This is a genomic window from Flavobacterium sp. UGB4466 (assembly GCF_903469665.1).
Classification (GTDB): Bacteria; Bacteroidota; Bacteroidia; order Flavobacteriales; family Flavobacteriaceae; genus Flavobacterium; species Flavobacterium lipolyticum.
Genome location: NZ_CAGKLC010000014.1, coordinates 31,676 through 48,879, shown reverse-complemented (window position 1 = coordinate 48,879; position 17,204 = coordinate 31,676). Strand labels below are relative to the sequence as shown.

Genomic DNA, 17,204 nt, shown 5'->3' with positions numbered 1-17,204 from the left:
AATTATAAGAAAATTAACAAAGGCAACGGTGTGACTTTTGGTATTTAAATAAAAAGGGATAGGGAAGATTAAATTACATGGTTAAGGGGGGTAAAACTCATCTGTAGAGAGGCAGGATTTAATATAAAAAATCCCAAATTCCAATGATGTCCGGAATTTGGGATTTTGTATTTTAAGATATTAAAGTATTAATCTCTTCTTGGTCTTCTTGGTCTTGAAGAATCACCAAAGCTTTCAGAGCGTCTTGGAGCTCTGTCTGAACTTCCTTCGCTTCTTGGAGCTGAGCTTCTGAAACCACCTTCTCTTCTTGGGCCAGATGAATTTCTGTCGCTTCTGAAACCACCTTCTCTTGGAGCAGAGTTTCTGTCACTTCTAAAGCCACCGCCTCCAGAACCTTCACGTCTTGGGCCAAAACCTCCAGAACCTTCGCGTCTTGGTCCAGAACTACGTCCACCACCACTGCGTCCGTTATGATCACGTCTTCCGCCACCGTCATTTTTAGAAATTTCAACATTAATACGACGTCCTTCTAATTGTACGTTGTTTAATACTTCCATTACTTTATCAGTATGCTCAGGATCAGTGTTAAAGAAAGAGAAACCTTCTTTTACATCAACTTTGAAAACATCATCACGACCTAGGTCTAATGTTTCTTTCAGGTAATCTTTAAGGGTCATCCAATCGAAGTTGTCTCTTGAACCGATGTTTACAAAATAACGAACAGCTCCGTTGTTGTTGAATTCTCTTGGTTCAGAGTCGTTTCTTTCGCGTCTTTCACCTGATTGAGTTGAAATGTCTCTGTTCTTTTTGTAATAAGCGATGAAACGGTTAAATTCTACCGATACCATTTTCTTAATCAATTCTTCTTTAGATAAACCTTCAAGAACATTATTGATTGCTGGTAAATAGTTGTCAATTTCGTGATCAACTTCAGTATCTTTAATTTTGTTTGCTAAGTGTAATAATTGAATTTCGCAGATTTCGATTCCGGATGGAATAGATTTCTCTTCGAATTTTTGTTTGATGATTCTCTCGATAGAAGAAATTTTACGCAACTCACTTTTTGTAACAATTACAATAGAAGTTCCTAATTTTCCAGCTCTACCGGTACGACCTGAACGGTGGTTGTACGTTTCGATTTCATCAGGTAATTGGTAGTTCACAACGTGTGTTACGTTATCAACATCAATTCCACGTGCAGCAACGTCAGTAGCAACAAGCATCTGAATTTGTCTTCCACGGAACGATTTCATTACACCGTCACGTTGTGCCTGAGATAAATCCCCGTGCAACGCAGCAGCGCTATATCCATCTTCAATTAATTTTTCGGCTACAGCCTGAGTATCTCTTTTAGTACGACAGAAAACCACAGAAAAAATGTCCGGGTTAGCATCGGCTAAACGTTTTAAAGCTTCGTAACGGTCACGTGCATTTACTAAGTAAAATTCGTGAGAAACTGTTGCAGAACCTGAATTTTTAGTTCCAACTGTAATTTCTAATGGTTCGCTCATGAATTGTTTTGCAATTCTGGCAACCTCTTGTGGCATTGTTGCAGAGAACAACCATGTACTTTTTTCGTCTGGAGTATCTGATAAAATAGAGCAGATATCGTCATAAAATCCCATGTTTAACATTTCGTCAGCCTCATCAAGCACACAGTAATCTATGTTTTTAATGTTAACCAATCCTCTGTTAATCATGTCTTGCATTCTTCCCGGAGTAGCCACAATAATTTGTGCTCCTCTTTTTATTTCTCTTGCTTGCTCTGTAATACTAGCCCCGCCGTAAACTGCTACAACATTAATACCTTTCTCGTATTTTGCGTAGTTTTTAAGTTCGTTGGTAATCTGTAAACAAAGTTCTCGTGTTGGCGATAAAACTAATGCTTGTGTGTTTCTATTGTCAGCATCAATCTTTTGAATTAGCGGAAAACCGAAAGCTGCCGTTTTCCCTGTCCCTGTCTGAGCCAACGCAACCATATCTGTGTCTTTTTCCAATAATAGGGGAATCGCCTTTTCCTGTACCTCTGACGGATTTTCAAATCCTAGATCTAAAATCGCCTTCAGTAACGATTCATTCAATCCTAATTGTTCAAATTTATTCATATGTGTATTTAAAATAGGGTGCAAAATTACTGTTAATTATTCAGATAAACTAATGCTCTTTTAAGAATTATGTATTTGTTATGATTTGATTATCAAAAAGTTATGTTTAGTGTAAAATCATTTTTACCAGAAATAGAATAATTCTTCAAAAAAAAACGTCACGAAATATCAATTTTGTACTCTAAAATGTTGTATTTTAAACAATTATTTGGTTGAATTCAGAAAATCAATTAGTTGCTGAGTTGCTTTTCCACGATGACCTATGGTATTTTTTACTTCTCGTGGTAATTCAGCAAATGTTTTGGTATAATTTTCAGGTTGAAAAATTGGATCGTACCCAAAGCCTTCATTTCCTGTTTTTTTCAAAGCGATACTTCCTTTTACAATTCCGGTAAACAGATGCTGTTCTCCTTTTAAGTTTAAAGTGATAACGGTCTTGAACTGGGCGCTGCGATCCGATTGGTCTTTTAAGGCCTCTAAAAGTTTATTCATATTGTCATCGTCATTGCGTTGCTTGCCTGCATATCGGGCTGAATATACTCCTGGTTCACCATTTAAAGCAGTCACTTCTAAGCCTGAATCGTCAGCAAAACAATCGTATCCGTATTTTTCAGTTACGTAATTGGCTTTCAAAATGGCATTTCCTTCAATGGTGTCTGCTGTTTCTTCTATGTCTTCAAAACAGCCAATTTCTTCAAGACTTACTATTTTTATGCTTTCAGGAAGAATACTTTGAATCTCCTGGATTTTATTTTTGTTGTTTGATGCGAATACGATTTTCATAGGTAGTATAATTTAAAATAATTTTTTCGATGATAAAAGCAGTTACAATTCCTAATGTGTAGGCAAGAAGGTCACTCCATAAAAAGCCTTGTCCCAGAACATATCTGCCAAAAAGAGTTTTCCTAAGCATAATAATCCAATCTGCCTGATAAAGCTGAAAAAATTCTATTCCGTAGCAAATGGCCAGTGAAATTATCGCAGTCACGAAGTTTTTTTGGTTGAAAAAGAAGATTCTGACTAATACATACATCATGACGGCATACAGCGCATCTCCAAAATAGAGTGGAATGATTGCAATTTTTCTGGAGAGAATTCCACAGCAAATCACACAAAGAAATGCAAATAGGTAGTAGATTCTTGGCTTTTTCAATTTTGAGATGGTATTTTGAGTGGAACAAAGATAGGAATAAGGAGGTGAAATAGTAAGCGTTTAGGACAATTGAAGAGTTTGAATATGGCTGTTTTTCTTCCAGTTTTAGAAATTAGAGAGATTATTATTATCTTGAGATGCTTTTAGAGCTTAATGAATTGTAAAAAAAAATAAAAAACAGGATGAAGAAAATAATACCAGCCTTATTTGCTGCGGCCTTAGTAATGTCATTGGTTAGTTGTAAAAATACCAAGCAAAAACTCCAGGAATATGTAGTTACCTATAATAAGAGTACAGCCAAGAGTTTTCATGAAGAAAACATAACGCTTACTACGGCTAGAGGTTATCTTGAAGAGGGTAAAATTGAATTGAGGTTTGAAACCAATCTAAAAGAAAATGAATCTAATAAATCGGCAGCTGTTTCGTCATTTCCAATTTTGTTGAAAAAAATGATAAAAGAGAACAAAATTCCTCAGGAATTGATCGAAGAAGGCGTAAGGTTTGATACTTACTTTTTGGCTGATGACAATACAGTTTTGGCAAAAGAGGTTATAAATAAAGAAGCCCTTCCGATCTTGTTAAAATAATAACAATAGTGGATAGGGCTTTTATTTCTTTAAAAGCTTTTATTTTTAGAGGTACATTAGATATACTCTGATTTTGCTATTGTCATAGTTGTAGGTACCATCCTCGTTTCTTGGGCCAAGAACAGATGGAAGATTTACTTCAAATGTCCAGCTTGATCCAAGTGTTAATCCGTTAACGGCACGAATTTGAGTTCCTCCGGCTCCTAATGCAAAATGAAAGAAACCGCTTGAATTGATACGATAAAAGCCAATAGCAGTTCCTGCAGGAATTGTTTCACCTGTCCACTCTCTCTGTGTAGTGAATTTCTCCACCCAGTGTTTACCTGTAATGGTTTCCATTTCGCGGAGTGAAATTTTTGTGGGATGTAGTAAATACTGAACGTATGCAACGGTTTCGTAGCAAACGCCATTGATGTATTCTGAAACATTTTTAAATCCGTGAATAAAATCATTTGCAAGATTTTCTTTTTGATGGTGATCAAGCATTTCTATGCGATAGCCTTTGGGTGTTAATTGCATTGATTAATTTGTTTAGTTAGGTTAAAAGATTAACGATTTATCTTAGTGGTTAAATAAGATAAGATCTAAACAAATGTAATAAAAAAGCTATGTATTAACTTCTGTTTTATAGGTATTTTTTTAATGTTTTGTTACGTTTGTTAAGTTGTCCGGGAAATAGTTGTCAGATAAATTGCCAAATTCATCACCACGCATGAAAATATTAATATCGACTTCGCTAAAACTTTTTTTACCTGCTGCCGCTAAAAGTTCGTTAGCCGAATGTAGGGTGTTTTTGTGAAAATGGTACACACGATCAGATTTATCGGTTACAACCAAACCTTTCATCAGCATTTTGTTTTGAGTGGCTACTCCGGTCGGGCATTCGTTATTGTGACAACGCAATGCCTGAATACAGCCTAAAGAAAACATAAACCCACGTGCGCTGTTGCACATATCTGCCCCCAGAGCCACCGCATGTAAAATAGAGTATCCCGAGATGATTTTCCCACTTCCAATAATGCGAATCTTATCACGGATATTTAAACCAATTAATGTTTTGTTTACAAATATCAGGGCAGGCTCAAACGGCATTCCTACACCATCGGCAAATTCCAGTGGAGCAGCTCCTGTGCCTCCTTCAGCACCGTCTACTGTGATAAAATCGGGAAAAATATTTTCTGCGATCATTTCGTGACAGATGGCTTCAAATTCGGCTGTATTTCCAATACACAATTTAAAACCAATAGGTTTTCCATTGGATAACTCACGCAATTGTGCAATAAAATGAATAAGACCTTTGCTGTCTGAAAAAGCGTGGTGTCCGGGAGGAGACAGGATCATTGTGTGAGGCTGAACCCCTCTGATTTTAGCAATTTGCTCCGTGTTTTTTCTCGCTGGAAGCACTCCGCCATGACCAGGTTTTGCACCTTGGGAAAGTTTGATTTCGATCATTTTTACATTGGGAAGATTCGCCTTTTCTGAAAATTTTTCAGGACTAAAGTTACCTTCAGTATCCCGACAGCCAAAATACCCGGTGCCTATCTGCCATGTAATGTCGCCGCCTCCGGCAAGATGAAATTCGGTTAAACCGCCTTCTCCGGTATTCTGATAGAAATTTCCTTTTTGAGCACCAATATTTATGGCACGAACGGCATTTTCACTTAGCGAACCGAAACTCATCGCTGAAACATTAAATAGTGACGCCAGATAAGGTTGTTTGCAGTCTTTTCCGCCCACCAGTACACGAGGTAATTCCTCGTTAACTTTTGCGGGAAAGATAGAATGTTTTATTCCTTCGTAACTGTCATGATTCAGATTTTGCTGCGTTCCGAAAGGCGTGTTTGAATCGATGTTTTTAGCTCTTTGATAAACCATAGAGCGCTGGTTTCTGGAAAATGGTTTTCCATCCGTTGATCGTTCAATGAAATACTGCTGGATTTCGGGTGCAATCATTTCAAATAAATACCTGAAATAGCCCAAAACCGGAAAGTTCCTTAAAATAGCGTGTTTTTTTTGAGTAGCGTTGTAAATACCTACCACTAATAATATAGGCAGAATAATCACCAGTAAAAAACCTCGTTTCGTGTAAAGATAAATGGCTAAAACAATTAGAAACAATAAGAATCCATAGATGAAGAATTTTTTTCTCATGTTTGCAAGTATTTAAAGAGTAATAATTTATAATCAATTGAATCGCAGGCGTACATAAACGTGCTTAATTCCTTTTTTGTCAGATTCTCTTTCGTCGATTTCAAGAATATCGGTCAATGATTTTAGCATAGGAGTAAGTTTTGAAAAACCATAGTTTCTTGGGTCAAATTCAGGTTTCTTCTTCACAATAAGATTTCCAACATCTCCTAAAAATGCCCACCCATCATCGTCTTCGATATCTTCAATGGTGGCTTCAATAAGTTCGATGGTTTGTTTGTCAATTTTATGCAGTGCTTTTTCAGCCGGTTTTTCGGCCGGTTTTTTAGTGTCGGTTGTAGTTGCAACTTTGGGTTTCTTCTTCTGAATAGCGCCGTCCAGAACTTCAATGTATATAAATCTGTCACAGGCCACAATAAAAGAATTTGGAGTTTTCTTTTCGCCAATACCAATTACTTTCATACCGGATTCCCTCAATCGAATGGCGAGGCGTGTAAAATCGCTGTCGCTGGAAACAATACAAAAACCGTCTAGTTTTCCGGAGTAAAGTAAATCCATTGCATCGATTATAAGAGCAGAATCAGAAGAGTTTTTTCCAACGGTATAGCTGTATTGCTGAATGGGGGTAATGGCGTGTTCCAGTAAAACGCCCTTCCAGCCGTTTGAGTTTGGTTTTGTCCAATCGGCATAAATGCGTTTAGTGGTAGGAGTCCCAAACTTCGCAATTTCTACCATCATTCCTTTTACATTGCTGTAAGGTACATTGTCGGCATCAATAAGAACAGCGAGTTTTAGATCTTTTGAAGTGCTTAAAGCCATTATTTTGGTTTTAGTATTTGTAATTCATTTTTTTAAATGCCCTTTAAAATTAATAAAAATAAAATGATTGAGGTCTTTTTGGTTATATTTATAACCGGTATAAATTGCAGTTTTTTGGAGGTGTATTGTTTTTTGTTAAGAAAAGTAGTGTTTAATTGGTGGTTTTGCGGCGAAAATTTATCAAAGAACAATTTTGGTCAGAATCATTTTTAAATTATTATGATTGCACAGAATAAATATTTATTTTTGCACCCTGTATAAAATAAAAATATTACTACACAATATATTATGGTAAAAGATTTATTCGAAAGAATTCAGGACAATAAAGGACCATTAGGAAAATGGGCTTCTCAGGCAGAAGGTTATTATGTTTTCCCAAAGTTAGAAGGAGAGTTGGGTCCTAGAATGACATTTCACGGAAAAAATATTCTAAACTGGAGTTTAAATGATTATTTAGGCTTGGCTAATCATCCTGAAGTTCGTAAGGCAGATACTGATGCAGCAGCTCAATATGGAGCGGCATATCCTATGGGAGCTCGTATGATGTCCGGACACACTACTTATCATGAGCAATTAGAAAATGAATTGGCTTCTTTTGTAATGAAAGAATCGGCTTATTTATTAAACTTCGGATATCAGGGAATGGTGTCAATCATTGATGCTTTGGTTACTAAAAATGATATTATTGTATACGATGTAGATTCGCACGCTTGTATTATTGACGGTGTTCGTTTACACATGGGAAAACGTTTTACTTACAAACACAACGATCTTGAAAGCATGGAGAAAAATCTTCAGCGTGCTACAAAAATGGCTCAGGAAACGGGTGGAGGTATTTTATTTATTACCGAAGGTGTTTTTGGAATGCGTGGACAGCAAGGAAAATTGAAAGAAATTGTTGCCATGAAACAAAAATACAATTTCCGTTTGTTAGTGGATGATGCACATGGTTTTGGTACACTTGGAAAAACAGGAGCCGGAGCAGGTGAGGAGCAGGGAGTTCAGGATGAAATTGATGTTTACTTCTCTACTTTTGCAAAATCGATGGCTAATATAGGAGCTTTCGTAGCGGCTGATAAAACTGTAATTGATTACTTAAAATATAACTTACGTTCACAAATGTTTGCTAAAGCATTACCAATGATTCAAACTATTGGTTCATTGAAACGTTTGGAGTTGTTGCGTAATTCCTCTGAAATTAAAGATAAACTTTGGGAGAACGTAAACGCGTTGCAAAACGGTTTAAGAGAAAAAGGATTTAATATTGGAGATACGAATACTTGTATTACTCCGGTTTATTTGGAAGGAAGTATTCCTGAAGCGATGGTAATGGTAAACGATTTAAGAGAGAATTATGGTATTTTCCTTTCTATTGTGGTTTATCCGGTAATTCCAAAAGGGATTATTTTGTTGAGAATGATTCCAACAGCTTCTCATACCTTAGCTGATATTGATGAAACCTTAACTGCTTTTGAAGCCATTCGAGAGAAATTAGTAAACGGAACTTATAAAGAAATCGCTGAACGTACCACTGTTGACGTTTCGTAAAACTTTAAAGAAATAAATTCCTGATATAGGAATTATATAAAAAAATCCATTCGTGTAACGAATGGATTTTTTTATGGGTAAAATTGTTAACTGCGACTGATACTGAAAACTACTTACAAGTATTTTAAATACGTTTTTCTCTGGCAGTGTACTTTTGGGTCGAAATTTTTCCAAAGTAAATGAATGGCTGTGTTATCAGCTAATTCAGGTGTTCTGATACAGTTTTGAATTCCTTTTTCTGAAAATGTTTTGTAATATTCATCAAAAATAATAGCGGTAACTCCTTTGTTTTGATACTCGGGGTGTACCCCAATCAGGTAAAAAACAACATCTTTACTCTTTTTACGGGCTCTTAGTAAATGAATAAATCCAAACGGGAATAATTTTCCTTTTGCTTTCTGTAAAGCTTCAGAAAAGCTAGGCATTACAATGCTAAAGGCAACTAAATTATCGTCTTTGTCAACCACAAACTTGATGTATTCCGGATTGATAAAGCTGATGTATTTCTTTTTGAAGTATTCTTTCTGAACATCCGAAATCGCTACAAACGAAGCTAATTTGGCGTATGAATCATTAAACAAATCAAACATTTTGTCGACATGAGGCATGATGTCTTTTGTTTTGGTAAAAGTCAATGAGCGTAAGCCATACCTTTTTTTGATGAGTTCTTGTGCTTTAAGGAAAAATTCAGGTTTCACATTTGAAAAAGGGAAGATGCTTTCGAGGTACTCTTTTTCAACCTGAAAACCTAACTGCTCAAAATGTGTCACATAATAGGGATGGTTGTACCATGTAATCATAGTTCCCATTTGATCATAACCATCTGTAAGAACACCAACTTTGTCCAGATTCGAGAATCCCATCGGGCCTTCAACGTGCTCCAGATTGTGTTTTTTTCCCAATTCGTAAACTTTATCCAGCAAGGCCTTTGTGACTTCGATGTCGTCTATTGTATCAAACCATCCAAAGCGAACTTTTCTTTTATGTTGGTCATTTACCTCAGACCAGTTGATGATAGCTGTAATTCGCCCTACTATTTCATTGTTTCTGTAAGCCAGATAAAAATAAGCTTCGGCATTGTCAAAAGCAGGGTTTTTAGTTTTGTCAAATGACTCTAATTCATCTGCCACAATAGGGGGAACCCAGTATGCATTGTCTTTGTAGATTGAAAACGGAAATTTGATATAGTCAGTTAATTCCTTTTTGGTTATGGCTTCTTTAATTGTAATCATTAAGATTTTCTTTGTTAAGAATGTTGCTTTAAATTAGGTGCTACGATTTAAGAAACGAATATAGCTATCTTTGAAATAACAAAAAAGAATTGTGTAAAAAAAGCCCGAATTAATGGATTTGATGCGTCATTTGAAAGTGTAGCCGATTCGGAGGTGGAGGTCGGCAGTAGTATCCGAAAAATTTTCATCTAGATAAAATTTACGCCCAATTCCAATGCCTGCTTCATAATTGAAATTAGTATTTCCAATATTTCGTCTTATTCCCCATTTAGGAATTAGCGCAATTTGATTGGAAACAAAGACATTGTCATGATTTGAAATAACAAACCAGTTAGGATAACAGTGGATTTGTAGAGTTATAAAATTGGCACTATTATTAGTTTGTTGATTTTTAGCAGTCCGTTTATTGATATTGTAATACCACCTTGGCTCCAGATTAATTACAGGAGCTATTGCATATGTAGTAGTACAGTCAGAGCATCCGCGAAAACCCATGTCAAAACCAATTTCGGTTCGTAAACTTATTTGATTGAGTAGTCGATGTTCGTGATTGAACCATATTCCCAAAAAGCCGGTTTGTAGGTTGTAAATGTCTTTTTCTACTCTTGTATTTTGCGACGCTACAGGCATGCAGCTAATAAGCAGTGTTAGTAAAGTGTACTTTATTTTCGTCATGATTATTTAAATATTATTCCCAACGAGATACCAAAACCAGTGAGAGTATAGTAGCCATTGTTTTGAAATTCAGAAGTTTTAATTTGTTTTGATTTTTTGAAGAGATCGAAATAAAATGATGCTTTATTATTTTCTGTAAAAATGTAGCCGGCTCCTAATTTTGCAGTTACACCATTTCCGGCAAAGGAATCTGACCATTTTATATTTTGACCCGTTTGGATATACGTAAAAAATCCAGGTTTGTTATTTTTGCTGGAGAAGATTCTAAGATCTATTATTAATGGAGTCGATAAGAAAGTTTTATCAATGTTCCAATCTACGCTAATACCGACTGAAATTGAGAAAACTTCGAAAAACTTTACGCCCTGAATTGTATTTATCTCAAGGCTTCCACCATTACTTTCTCTAGAGTTGTTTTTAGTATATTTATTAAAATAGGATTCTGTGTTTTTAGCCTGAGAGAAGGAGGACATGTTGATGTATTGCAATTTTTTCTTTTGTTCTTGCCCAAAAATGAAATTGCTCAGTAAAATGATTACTATGATTATTATTTCTTTCTTCATATTCAGTCAATATCAACGTTAAATTTACTGCCATGCCACTCATTTCCTTTACGTGCGGCACCTATTATTTTAACTCTAAAATTAGATGGTTTTACCAGAATATCACATCCTATCTCCGGTCGTATAGACCAGCTGGAGCTATCTCCACTGTTAAAACAAAGTCTAATTCCATAGTCAAATGTTTTTTCTCTTACTCCAATGTCATAGCCTTGCGATGAAACCGATTTTTGTACAATAATATTTCCATTTTGAGGGAATTTTGCAGCAAATGTCCTGTTCGTTGGTGGCACTGTAGTGTTTCCAAATGCAGTTTGTAGCTGTGATTTTGTTGTAGTATAAAGTCCGCCATAAAACCATTCGTTAAGTTTAGTCGCGTTTAAATTACTATCAATTCCATTTTGAATAAGATTATCTAAACTGCTTAATCCCGTTCCAAAGAACTCAAAGGTTAAATCGTCCTGAAAAACTTTAGGCAGACTAGTTAGATTGACATAAGATATCAGAGGTTGTCCCCACTCATTATAGATATTTATATTATTGGGTCCTGTGAAAAAAGCTCTTTTGTTATTCATGAAATAGGCCCGTTCTTTGGTTTGGTTGTTTATGATATTGTTGCCCAAAAGCGCATCTCGATTGTATTCAAATTGAGCCGCTTCTACTAGAAGCTTTATTTCGTCAGTTGCTTCTACACGCCAAAAACCAGTCCATCCTTTAAACTGATGTACACATTTGACACCTAAATGAAATACAAGTAAATAGTTGTAATTAAAAGCTTTTGTTTTTACACGTCTTTTTTTTTCATACTGATCGATACATACATTGTTATCTCCAAATAAGTTGGCAAATAGTCCATGATCAGGATTGCAGCTGTTTAGTGAGTTGAAAAAAGAATTGTAGTTGGGGTCACTTGAGTTATAGATTCCTGGTTTAGCAGAATTAGGTTTTGATTTTGAAGCTGTTAACTTACTATTCGCTGGTCTGTAATAAACAATTTGATTATTGTTTCCAATTGGTGTTGGAAAGACCTCCGGTAGTGACGGAACCAAATTTTCTTTAACTGTCAGATCAGTTTTACTAAATGGATTTTCAGAAATATTTTTTGACTCCAGAAAATTTTTGAGGGTAGTGTAAGCTTTTTTATCGGTAATAAACAAGCCTACGTCAGTGTATTTGTATATTGATTCGCCTATTTGTATTTCTCCATTTATATTTAAATAGGCAGCAAAAGTTTCGTCTCCAATCAGTTCGTCGACTGATTCAAAAGGATCGTCATTTATGGAGGATTCAACGGAAGAATAAGCGAATGTACTTTTTGATGTTGTACCTCGGGGGACTTGCAAATTTAATTTTTCCTTGTAAAGGTTAAATAATTTGTCTTCGTTTTTTTCTGTAACAATTGGTTTTAGTGACAGAAACCCCTTTTTGTAGAAAGGGGTTAATAAGTTACTTAATTCTTCTTCAGGTAAACTAACATATTTATTGTAGTACTGTGTAAAAGATTCTTTAGACTGAAAATAAAGTCTTCCATCTTTTACTTCGATTTCATTTTCTGTTAGTTGAGTTTTGTGTAATGAGTCATGTTTTTCATTTTCACATGAAGAAAAAAAAATAAGGTATTGTAATAAAAATAGGGCAGATAGTAACTTTGATCTATCTGAGTTGATTGGCAGATAATGTCTCATATTTGAAAAATTGGCGTATAATTTTTCAAATATAATTATTTTCCTACATTATTTAAAGATATAAAGTAATTTTTTTCTTACTGTTTTGGTTATTCATATTTCGATTTACGTTTTCGTTCTTTTGCCTGGTAATCGATTTCTCTTTGCTCCATTTTGTTGTCTTTATTCTTTTTGGCTCTGTCTTCACGTTTAGTTTGCAGTTGATTTTCTTTATAACGTCCGTCATAGCGCCAGGAAACCCCAACTCCTCCATACAATATAGAAGGCGTATTTTTGAAATTGGTACTTACAGATGCATCCACCTGAAGGTTAGGGTTAATTAGGTAAGCTGCTCCGCCACGAACAATGGCATCGCTGTAAAAGTCACTTTTATAACCCTGATTTTCGATAAAGCCGGACCATTTGTCATTAAATCCGCGTGTAAGAGTAAGCACATAGCCGTAGCTCGGGTAGTCTGTTGAAATATAATCGGCAATAATATTGGTTACGAAAACCCATTTTCCACCGCCAAATAGATTTTGAGTGATTAACATGACTTTTGGAGAAATACTCGATTGTGGAGAGAAAGAATAAGGATTGTCTTTACCCACAAAATTAGCACCGGCAAATAACGAAACGGCAGGAATTAACTCGTGCCAGTTAAAGCTGCGATTGGCTTTATAGCTGTAAATATTGGCTTCTTTTTTGTAATTTTTATAGGGGTCATAAATCAGATATTTGGCTCCTAAAACCGTTTGTCTGAAATTGTTTTTTTTATAACTTGTGTAGGGCGTATCAAAATTTTCCATTTGGTACTGTATGTCCGCAATAAGTTCCAGTTTTTCTAAAAAAGCACCATAACGAATGGTCAGGTCTGTACCAAAACCATTGGCGTCATAATCCAGCAGATTGTGTTTTTCTTTGATGCCATATACACCAAGTTCTGCCTGTATAACTGATTTTCCAACGGCATAGGCTGACATCGTTTCACCAGGACGGTTTGAATTGATGACATCAGTGTACTGCGCAAAAAATAATTGAGGTAATAAACAAAGAGCTGCAGTAACAAAGTTTTTATTTTTTAACATAAACGTGTTTTTGGATTAAAAAGTAATAACGCATTTCAAATGTACTATATTTTATTATTTATTTAAGATTGATATTTTAATTTTAAACGATGGATTTATTAATTTTGAAAAAAAATTATATGATCATGCAAGAAGCATCTTTTGTAAATCTGATTAAAACGATAATGTGGATCGTTGCGTTTTATTATATTTTTAAATTTTTAGCACGAATCTTTTTGCCGGTATTGGTAAAAAAAGCAGTAGAAAAAGCTGGAGAGAATTTTCAAAGACAACAACAATATAGTCAGGATAATACATGGCAAAAAACACGTAATAATAACGATGAAATTATTATCAATACCGCCAATGCAAAAAATCCTCGTGAAACCAAAAAGGTTGGCGATTATGTTGATTACGAAGAAATAGATTAAATTTGTGACCTAATTTATAGGATTCATCATTTAACCCAAACCAGCCTAAATTGAAAATAGTAAATAAGTTCTATCCGCATGCCCTTGTTATTCTGGGCTTTATCCTCGTTTCTTTAATTTATTTTTACCCGGTTTTACAAGGAAAACAAATTTTCCAATCGGATATTGCTCAATATACCGGAATGGCTAAAGAGCAAAACGATTTTAGAGCTACAGAACATTCTGAACCTTATTGGACAAATTCTGCGTTTGGGGGTATGCCAACTTATCAGCTGGGAGCTAATTATCCTAATGATTTTGTGGGTAAATTAGACGATGCTTTACGTTTTCTTCCTCGTCCTGCCGATTATTTATTTTTATATTTCTTAGGCTTTTATGGACTCTTATTGGTTTTAAAAACCGATCCTTTAAAAGCATTTATCGGGGCAATTGCCTTTGGTTTTTCTACTTACCTGATTATCATTCTTGGTGTTGGACATAATGCAAAAGCTCATGCTATTGCCTACATGCCGCTTGTTATCGCCGGATTCATACTCGTTTTTCAAAAAAAGTACATTTGGGGAGGTCTGCTTACCATGTTTGCGGTTGCATTAGAAGTGAATGCCAATCACTTTCAAATGACGTATTACTTACTGATTTTCTTATTGATCCTTTCAGCTTATTTTGCTTTTAATTTTATCAAAGAAAAAGAATATAAATCGCTTTTAACTGCTATCGGTGTTTTGTCCGTAGCCGGAATTTTTGCTATCGGAGCCAATGCTACTAATTTGTTGGCAACCAGTGAATATGCTAAATTTAGTACCCGTAGTAACAGCGAATTAACTTTTAATCCCGATGGTTCTAAAAAGACCAATGAAAATGCACTAAGTCGTGAATATATTACAGAATACAGTTACGGAATTGCTGAAAGTTTTAATTTAATCGCTCCAAGACTTTTTGGTGGTTCAAACCATGAAAATGTAGGAACAGACAGCCGTATGTATTCCTTTATGATTGAGCAGGGAGTACCGTCAGAACAGGCACAGGATTTTGTGTCGGGAATGCCGACGTATTGGGGAGATCAGCCTATAGTGGCAGCTCCGGCTTATATTGGAGTTGTGGTTTTCTTTTTAGCAGTTTTAGCTTTATTTATTGATGATCGAAAAATAAAATATGTGTTTTTCACAGGAGCATTAGTATCGCTAATACTTTCCTGGGGGAAAAACTTCGCGTTACTTACAGACTTCTTTATCGATTACGTTCCAATGTATGATAAGTTTAGAGCAGTGTCTTCGATTCAGGTTATTCTTGAATTGTGTTTTCCTGTTTTGGCTGTTATGGGATTACAATCCTTTTTCAAAGCTAAAGAAGAGCCTAAATTGCAACAGAAAGCCCTGGTACAGACTGGTGTTTTCGGATTAGGTGTTATTTTGATTTTAGTATTGGCTAAAAGCATGTTTCATTTTACGGGCAGCAGTGATAATTATTTCTTAGAAAGTTACGGGCCTGCTTTTGTAGATGCTTTAAAAGAAGACAGAAAGAGTTTGTATTCTGCTGATTTATTGCGATCCGGCTTTTTTATCGTGATTACTTTTGGAATCCTTTGGTTGTTCATCAAAAATAAACTGGCTCAGAATACGACCTTGATTATCGTTGGTCTTTTAATGATTTTTGATTTATTTTTTGTAGATAAAAAATATGTATCAGCCAAAGATTTTGTGAGCCCGGTACAAATTGCTGCGCCATTTCAGGAAACACCTTCTGATGCTCAGATTTTAAAAGATACGACTCATTACAGAGTTTTTGAAGTAAGCGGAAACATGTCAAGTGCACGTGCTTCTTATTTTCACCACTCTTTAGGCGGATATCATGCCGCAAAACCAAGAAGAATACAGCAGCTTTTTGACTATCAGATTGCAAAAAACAATGTCGAAGTTTTAGACATGTTAAACGTAAAATATATCATACAAACGGATAAAGAAGGAAAAGAGTTTCCAACAGTAAATCCGAATGCTAACGGAAATGCATGGTTTGTAAGCACTGTTAAACTGGTAAATAAACCGGATGATGTAATGAAAGCATTGGATCATATCGATACTAAAACGGTAGCGGTTTTCAACGTTCGTGAGCATGAAGGTAAATTTAGAAATGCCCGAATGAAAAAACAGTGGGATACTACAGGAACCATTCAGGTAGTACAGTACAAGCCTAACTACATTAAGTACAAATCAAATAACGGAAAAGATGGTTTGGCTGTTTTTTCTGAGATCTATTATAAGAATGGTTGGAATGCCTATATTGATGGTAAACTTACGGATCATTTCCCTGTAGATTATGTTTTAAGAGCTATGGAAATTCCGGGTGGCGAACATACTATCGAATTTAAATTTGAACCACAGGTTGTTAAAACAGGAAGTGTAATTACATTGGCAAGTTGCATTGGAATGTTACTGCTTTTGATTGGCGGGCTCTATTTTGAAAGGAAAAAGGCGAAAGCTTAAAATCGTTTTAAAATATTGTTGAAATATCATTTTTGTATCTTTGCTGTGTATTAGAAAGAAAGTAAACAATGAAGGATAGCGTGTTAAGGTTTGGTACTCCACAAGAGTTAGAAGCTAAAAGAATAGCAGAAATCAAGAAGCTTTCTTATCTGGAAAGATTGGAAAGACTAATGGCTATTATTGAAGTTTCCTATACGATAAAGACAGCTAGAATAATTCGATCTAAAAAGTAATGAATGAGCAAATAATAGCTATTTGGCGTAGTTTTTTTGAAAACAAAGTTAAATATATAACTATTGGTGGCTTTGCTGTAAATATCTACGGATATAATAGGAATACTGGAGATATTGATATTTATTTAGAAGATACTGTTGAAAATCGAATTAATTTAAGGAAAGCACTAAAATCAATTAATCTCGGAGATTTTGAGACCATTGAAACTATGCAGTTTATTCCTGGATGGAGTGATTTTACATTAAATTTTGGTTTGCGATTAGATATTATGACAGCTGTTAAAGGCTTAGAGGATAAATCTTTTACTTCTTTATTAGAAGATGCTACAGTTGTAATGATAGGTGAAACCCCGGTTTATTTTATTGACTATGATAATTTAATTGTTGCTAAAAAAGCCGCTAACAGACCGAAAGATATTTTAGATATTGAGGAGCTTGGAAAATTGAATGACGAAAAAGGAAAAAATATTTAGTTGTATAAACTTACTTCATAGCATAGCAT

Annotated in this window: 17 protein-coding genes; 6 read left to right on the top strand and 11 right to left on the bottom strand. The window is 35.2% G+C overall.

All coding sequences use genetic code 11. The features are described from left to right. Positions 1 to 188: 188 nt before the first annotated feature. The 3 genes from JO950_RS06115 to JO950_RS06105 form a co-directional block, all read right to left on the bottom strand. Positions 189 to 2,105, bottom strand: a complete 1,917-nt coding sequence (locus JO950_RS06115; RefSeq protein ID WP_202701836.1) for a DEAD/DEAH box helicase — start codon at positions 2,103 to 2,105, stop codon at positions 189 to 191. 204 nt (positions 2,106 to 2,309) lie between these two features. Then, complete coding sequence (locus tag JO950_RS06110) at positions 2,310 to 2,888, bottom strand: non-canonical purine NTP diphosphatase (protein WP_202701835.1); 579 nt, start codon at positions 2,886 to 2,888, stop codon at positions 2,310 to 2,312. Continuing rightward, a complete protein-coding gene (locus tag JO950_RS06105) occupies positions 2,854 to 3,258 on the bottom strand; it encodes a DUF2809 domain-containing protein (RefSeq protein WP_237732296.1) in 405 nt (134 codons plus the stop codon). Before JO950_RS06105 ends, JO950_RS06110 begins: the two co-directional genes overlap by 35 nt. Positions 3,259 to 3,440: 182 nt before the next feature. Between JO950_RS06105 and JO950_RS06100 the strand changes: the two genes are divergently transcribed. Further along, positions 3,441 to 3,845, top strand: coding sequence for a hypothetical protein (locus tag JO950_RS06100; RefSeq protein ID WP_202701834.1), 405 nt, complete (start codon positions 3,441 to 3,443; stop codon positions 3,843 to 3,845). A 45-nt stretch (positions 3,846 to 3,890) separates the two neighbouring features. Here JO950_RS06100 and JO950_RS06095 read toward each other — a convergent pair whose 3' ends face one another. The 3 genes from JO950_RS06095 to JO950_RS06085 form a co-directional block, all read right to left on the bottom strand. Next, on the bottom strand, positions 3,891 to 4,364 hold the full coding sequence (locus tag JO950_RS06095; RefSeq protein WP_202701833.1) for a hypothetical protein: 474 nt from the start codon (positions 4,362 to 4,364) through the stop codon (positions 3,891 to 3,893). A 120-nt stretch (positions 4,365 to 4,484) separates the two neighbouring features. After that, positions 4,485 to 5,996 carry an FMN-binding glutamate synthase family protein gene (locus tag JO950_RS06090; RefSeq protein WP_202701832.1) on the bottom strand — a complete coding sequence of 504 codons (1,512 nt, stop codon included), beginning with the start codon at positions 5,994 to 5,996 and terminating at the stop codon, positions 4,485 to 4,487. Between the two features lie 33 nt (positions 5,997 to 6,029). Next, positions 6,030 to 6,812, bottom strand: coding sequence for an NYN domain-containing protein (locus JO950_RS06085; RefSeq protein WP_202701831.1), 783 nt, complete (start codon positions 6,810 to 6,812; stop codon positions 6,030 to 6,032). 288 nt (positions 6,813 to 7,100) lie between these two features. On the opposite strand from JO950_RS06085, the gene JO950_RS06080 reads away from it, so the two are divergent. Next, complete coding sequence (locus JO950_RS06080; RefSeq protein ID WP_070906804.1) at positions 7,101 to 8,360, top strand: aminotransferase class I/II-fold pyridoxal phosphate-dependent enzyme; 1,260 nt, start codon at positions 7,101 to 7,103, stop codon at positions 8,358 to 8,360. A gap of 113 nt (positions 8,361 to 8,473) precedes the next feature. Here JO950_RS06080 and JO950_RS06075 read toward each other — a convergent pair whose 3' ends face one another. The 5 genes from JO950_RS06075 to JO950_RS06055 all read right to left on the bottom strand — a co-directional run bounded on the left by JO950_RS06075 (position 8,474) and on the right by JO950_RS06055 (position 13,579). Continuing rightward, the gene (locus tag JO950_RS06075; RefSeq protein ID WP_202701830.1) at positions 8,474 to 9,592 is read right to left on the bottom strand and encodes a GTP cyclohydrolase; all 1,119 of its coding nucleotides are present in this window, start codon (positions 9,590 to 9,592) and stop codon (positions 8,474 to 8,476) included. 126 nt (positions 9,593 to 9,718) lie between these two features. Further along, a complete protein-coding gene (locus JO950_RS06070; protein WP_202701829.1) occupies positions 9,719 to 10,267 on the bottom strand; it encodes a hypothetical protein in 549 nt (182 codons plus the stop codon). A gap of 2 nt (positions 10,268 to 10,269) precedes the next feature. After that, positions 10,270 to 10,830: a hypothetical protein gene (locus tag JO950_RS06065; protein ID WP_202701828.1), complete on the bottom strand. Its 561-nt coding sequence runs from the start codon at positions 10,828 to 10,830 to the stop codon at positions 10,270 to 10,272. Between the two features lie 2 nt (positions 10,831 to 10,832). Beyond that, positions 10,833 to 12,512 carry a hypothetical protein gene (locus JO950_RS06060; protein WP_202701827.1) on the bottom strand — a complete coding sequence of 560 codons (1,680 nt, stop codon included), beginning with the start codon at positions 12,510 to 12,512 and terminating at the stop codon, positions 10,833 to 10,835. A gap of 89 nt (positions 12,513 to 12,601) precedes the next feature. Further along, a complete protein-coding gene (locus JO950_RS06055; RefSeq protein WP_202701826.1) occupies positions 12,602 to 13,579 on the bottom strand; it encodes a transporter in 978 nt (325 codons plus the stop codon). An 89-nt stretch (positions 13,580 to 13,668) separates the two neighbouring features. Between JO950_RS06055 and JO950_RS06050 the strand changes: the two genes are divergently transcribed. From JO950_RS06050 to JO950_RS06035, 4 genes are all read left to right on the top strand, one after another. Further along, a complete protein-coding gene (locus JO950_RS06050) occupies positions 13,669 to 13,989 on the top strand; it encodes a DUF4834 family protein (protein ID WP_230000435.1) in 321 nt (106 codons plus the stop codon). Positions 13,990 to 14,039: 50 nt separating this feature from the next. Continuing rightward, positions 14,040 to 16,469 carry a YfhO family protein gene (locus tag JO950_RS06045; protein ID WP_202701825.1) on the top strand — a complete coding sequence of 810 codons (2,430 nt, stop codon included), beginning with the start codon at positions 14,040 to 14,042 and terminating at the stop codon, positions 16,467 to 16,469. A gap of 68 nt (positions 16,470 to 16,537) precedes the next feature. Further along, complete coding sequence (locus JO950_RS06040; protein ID WP_202701824.1) at positions 16,538 to 16,702, top strand: hypothetical protein; 165 nt, start codon at positions 16,538 to 16,540, stop codon at positions 16,700 to 16,702. After that, on the top strand, positions 16,702 to 17,175 hold the full coding sequence (locus tag JO950_RS06035; RefSeq protein ID WP_202701823.1) for a nucleotidyltransferase: 474 nt from the start codon (positions 16,702 to 16,704) through the stop codon (positions 17,173 to 17,175). Before JO950_RS06040 ends, JO950_RS06035 begins: the two co-directional genes overlap by 1 nt. Positions 17,176 to 17,204: the final 29 nt, after the last annotated feature.

What these genes read in the sequence shown, in the direction of transcription:
- JO950_RS06115 (WP_202701836.1), bottom strand. Translation starts at nt 2,105, where the DNA reads ATGAATAAATTTGAACAATTAGGATTGAATGAATCGTTACTGAAGGCG.
- JO950_RS06110 (WP_202701835.1), bottom strand. Translation starts at nt 2,888, where the DNA reads ATGAAAATCGTATTCGCATCAAACAACAAAAATAAAATCCAGGAGATT.
- JO950_RS06100 (WP_202701834.1), top strand. Translation starts at nt 3,441, where the DNA reads ATGAAGAAAATAATACCAGCCTTATTTGCTGCGGCCTTAGTAATGTCA.
- JO950_RS06095 (WP_202701833.1), bottom strand. Translation starts at nt 4,364, where the DNA reads ATGCAATTAACACCCAAAGGCTATCGCATAGAAATGCTTGATCACCAT.
- JO950_RS06090 (WP_202701832.1), bottom strand. Translation starts at nt 5,996, where the DNA reads ATGAGAAAAAAATTCTTCATCTATGGATTCTTATTGTTTCTAATTGTT.
- JO950_RS06085 (WP_202701831.1), bottom strand. Translation starts at nt 6,812, where the DNA reads ATGGCTTTAAGCACTTCAAAAGATCTAAAACTCGCTGTTCTTATTGAT.
- JO950_RS06080 (WP_070906804.1), top strand. Translation starts at nt 7,101, where the DNA reads ATGGTAAAAGATTTATTCGAAAGAATTCAGGACAATAAAGGACCATTA.
- JO950_RS06075 (WP_202701830.1), bottom strand. Translation starts at nt 9,592, where the DNA reads ATGATTACAATTAAAGAAGCCATAACCAAAAAGGAATTAACTGACTAT.
- JO950_RS06070 (WP_202701829.1), bottom strand. Translation starts at nt 10,267, where the DNA reads ATGACGAAAATAAAGTACACTTTACTAACACTGCTTATTAGCTGCATG.
- JO950_RS06065 (WP_202701828.1), bottom strand. Translation starts at nt 10,830, where the DNA reads ATGAAGAAAGAAATAATAATCATAGTAATCATTTTACTGAGCAATTTC.
- JO950_RS06060 (WP_202701827.1), bottom strand. Translation starts at nt 12,512, where the DNA reads ATGAGACATTATCTGCCAATCAACTCAGATAGATCAAAGTTACTATCT.
- JO950_RS06055 (WP_202701826.1), bottom strand. Translation starts at nt 13,579, where the DNA reads ATGTTAAAAAATAAAAACTTTGTTACTGCAGCTCTTTGTTTATTACCT.
- JO950_RS06050 (WP_230000435.1), top strand. Translation starts at nt 13,669, where the DNA reads ATGGATTTATTAATTTTGAAAAAAAATTATATGATCATGCAAGAAGCA.
- JO950_RS06040 (WP_202701824.1), top strand. Translation starts at nt 16,538, where the DNA reads ATGAAGGATAGCGTGTTAAGGTTTGGTACTCCACAAGAGTTAGAAGCT.
- JO950_RS06035 (WP_202701823.1), top strand. Translation starts at nt 16,702, where the DNA reads ATGAATGAGCAAATAATAGCTATTTGGCGTAGTTTTTTTGAAAACAAA.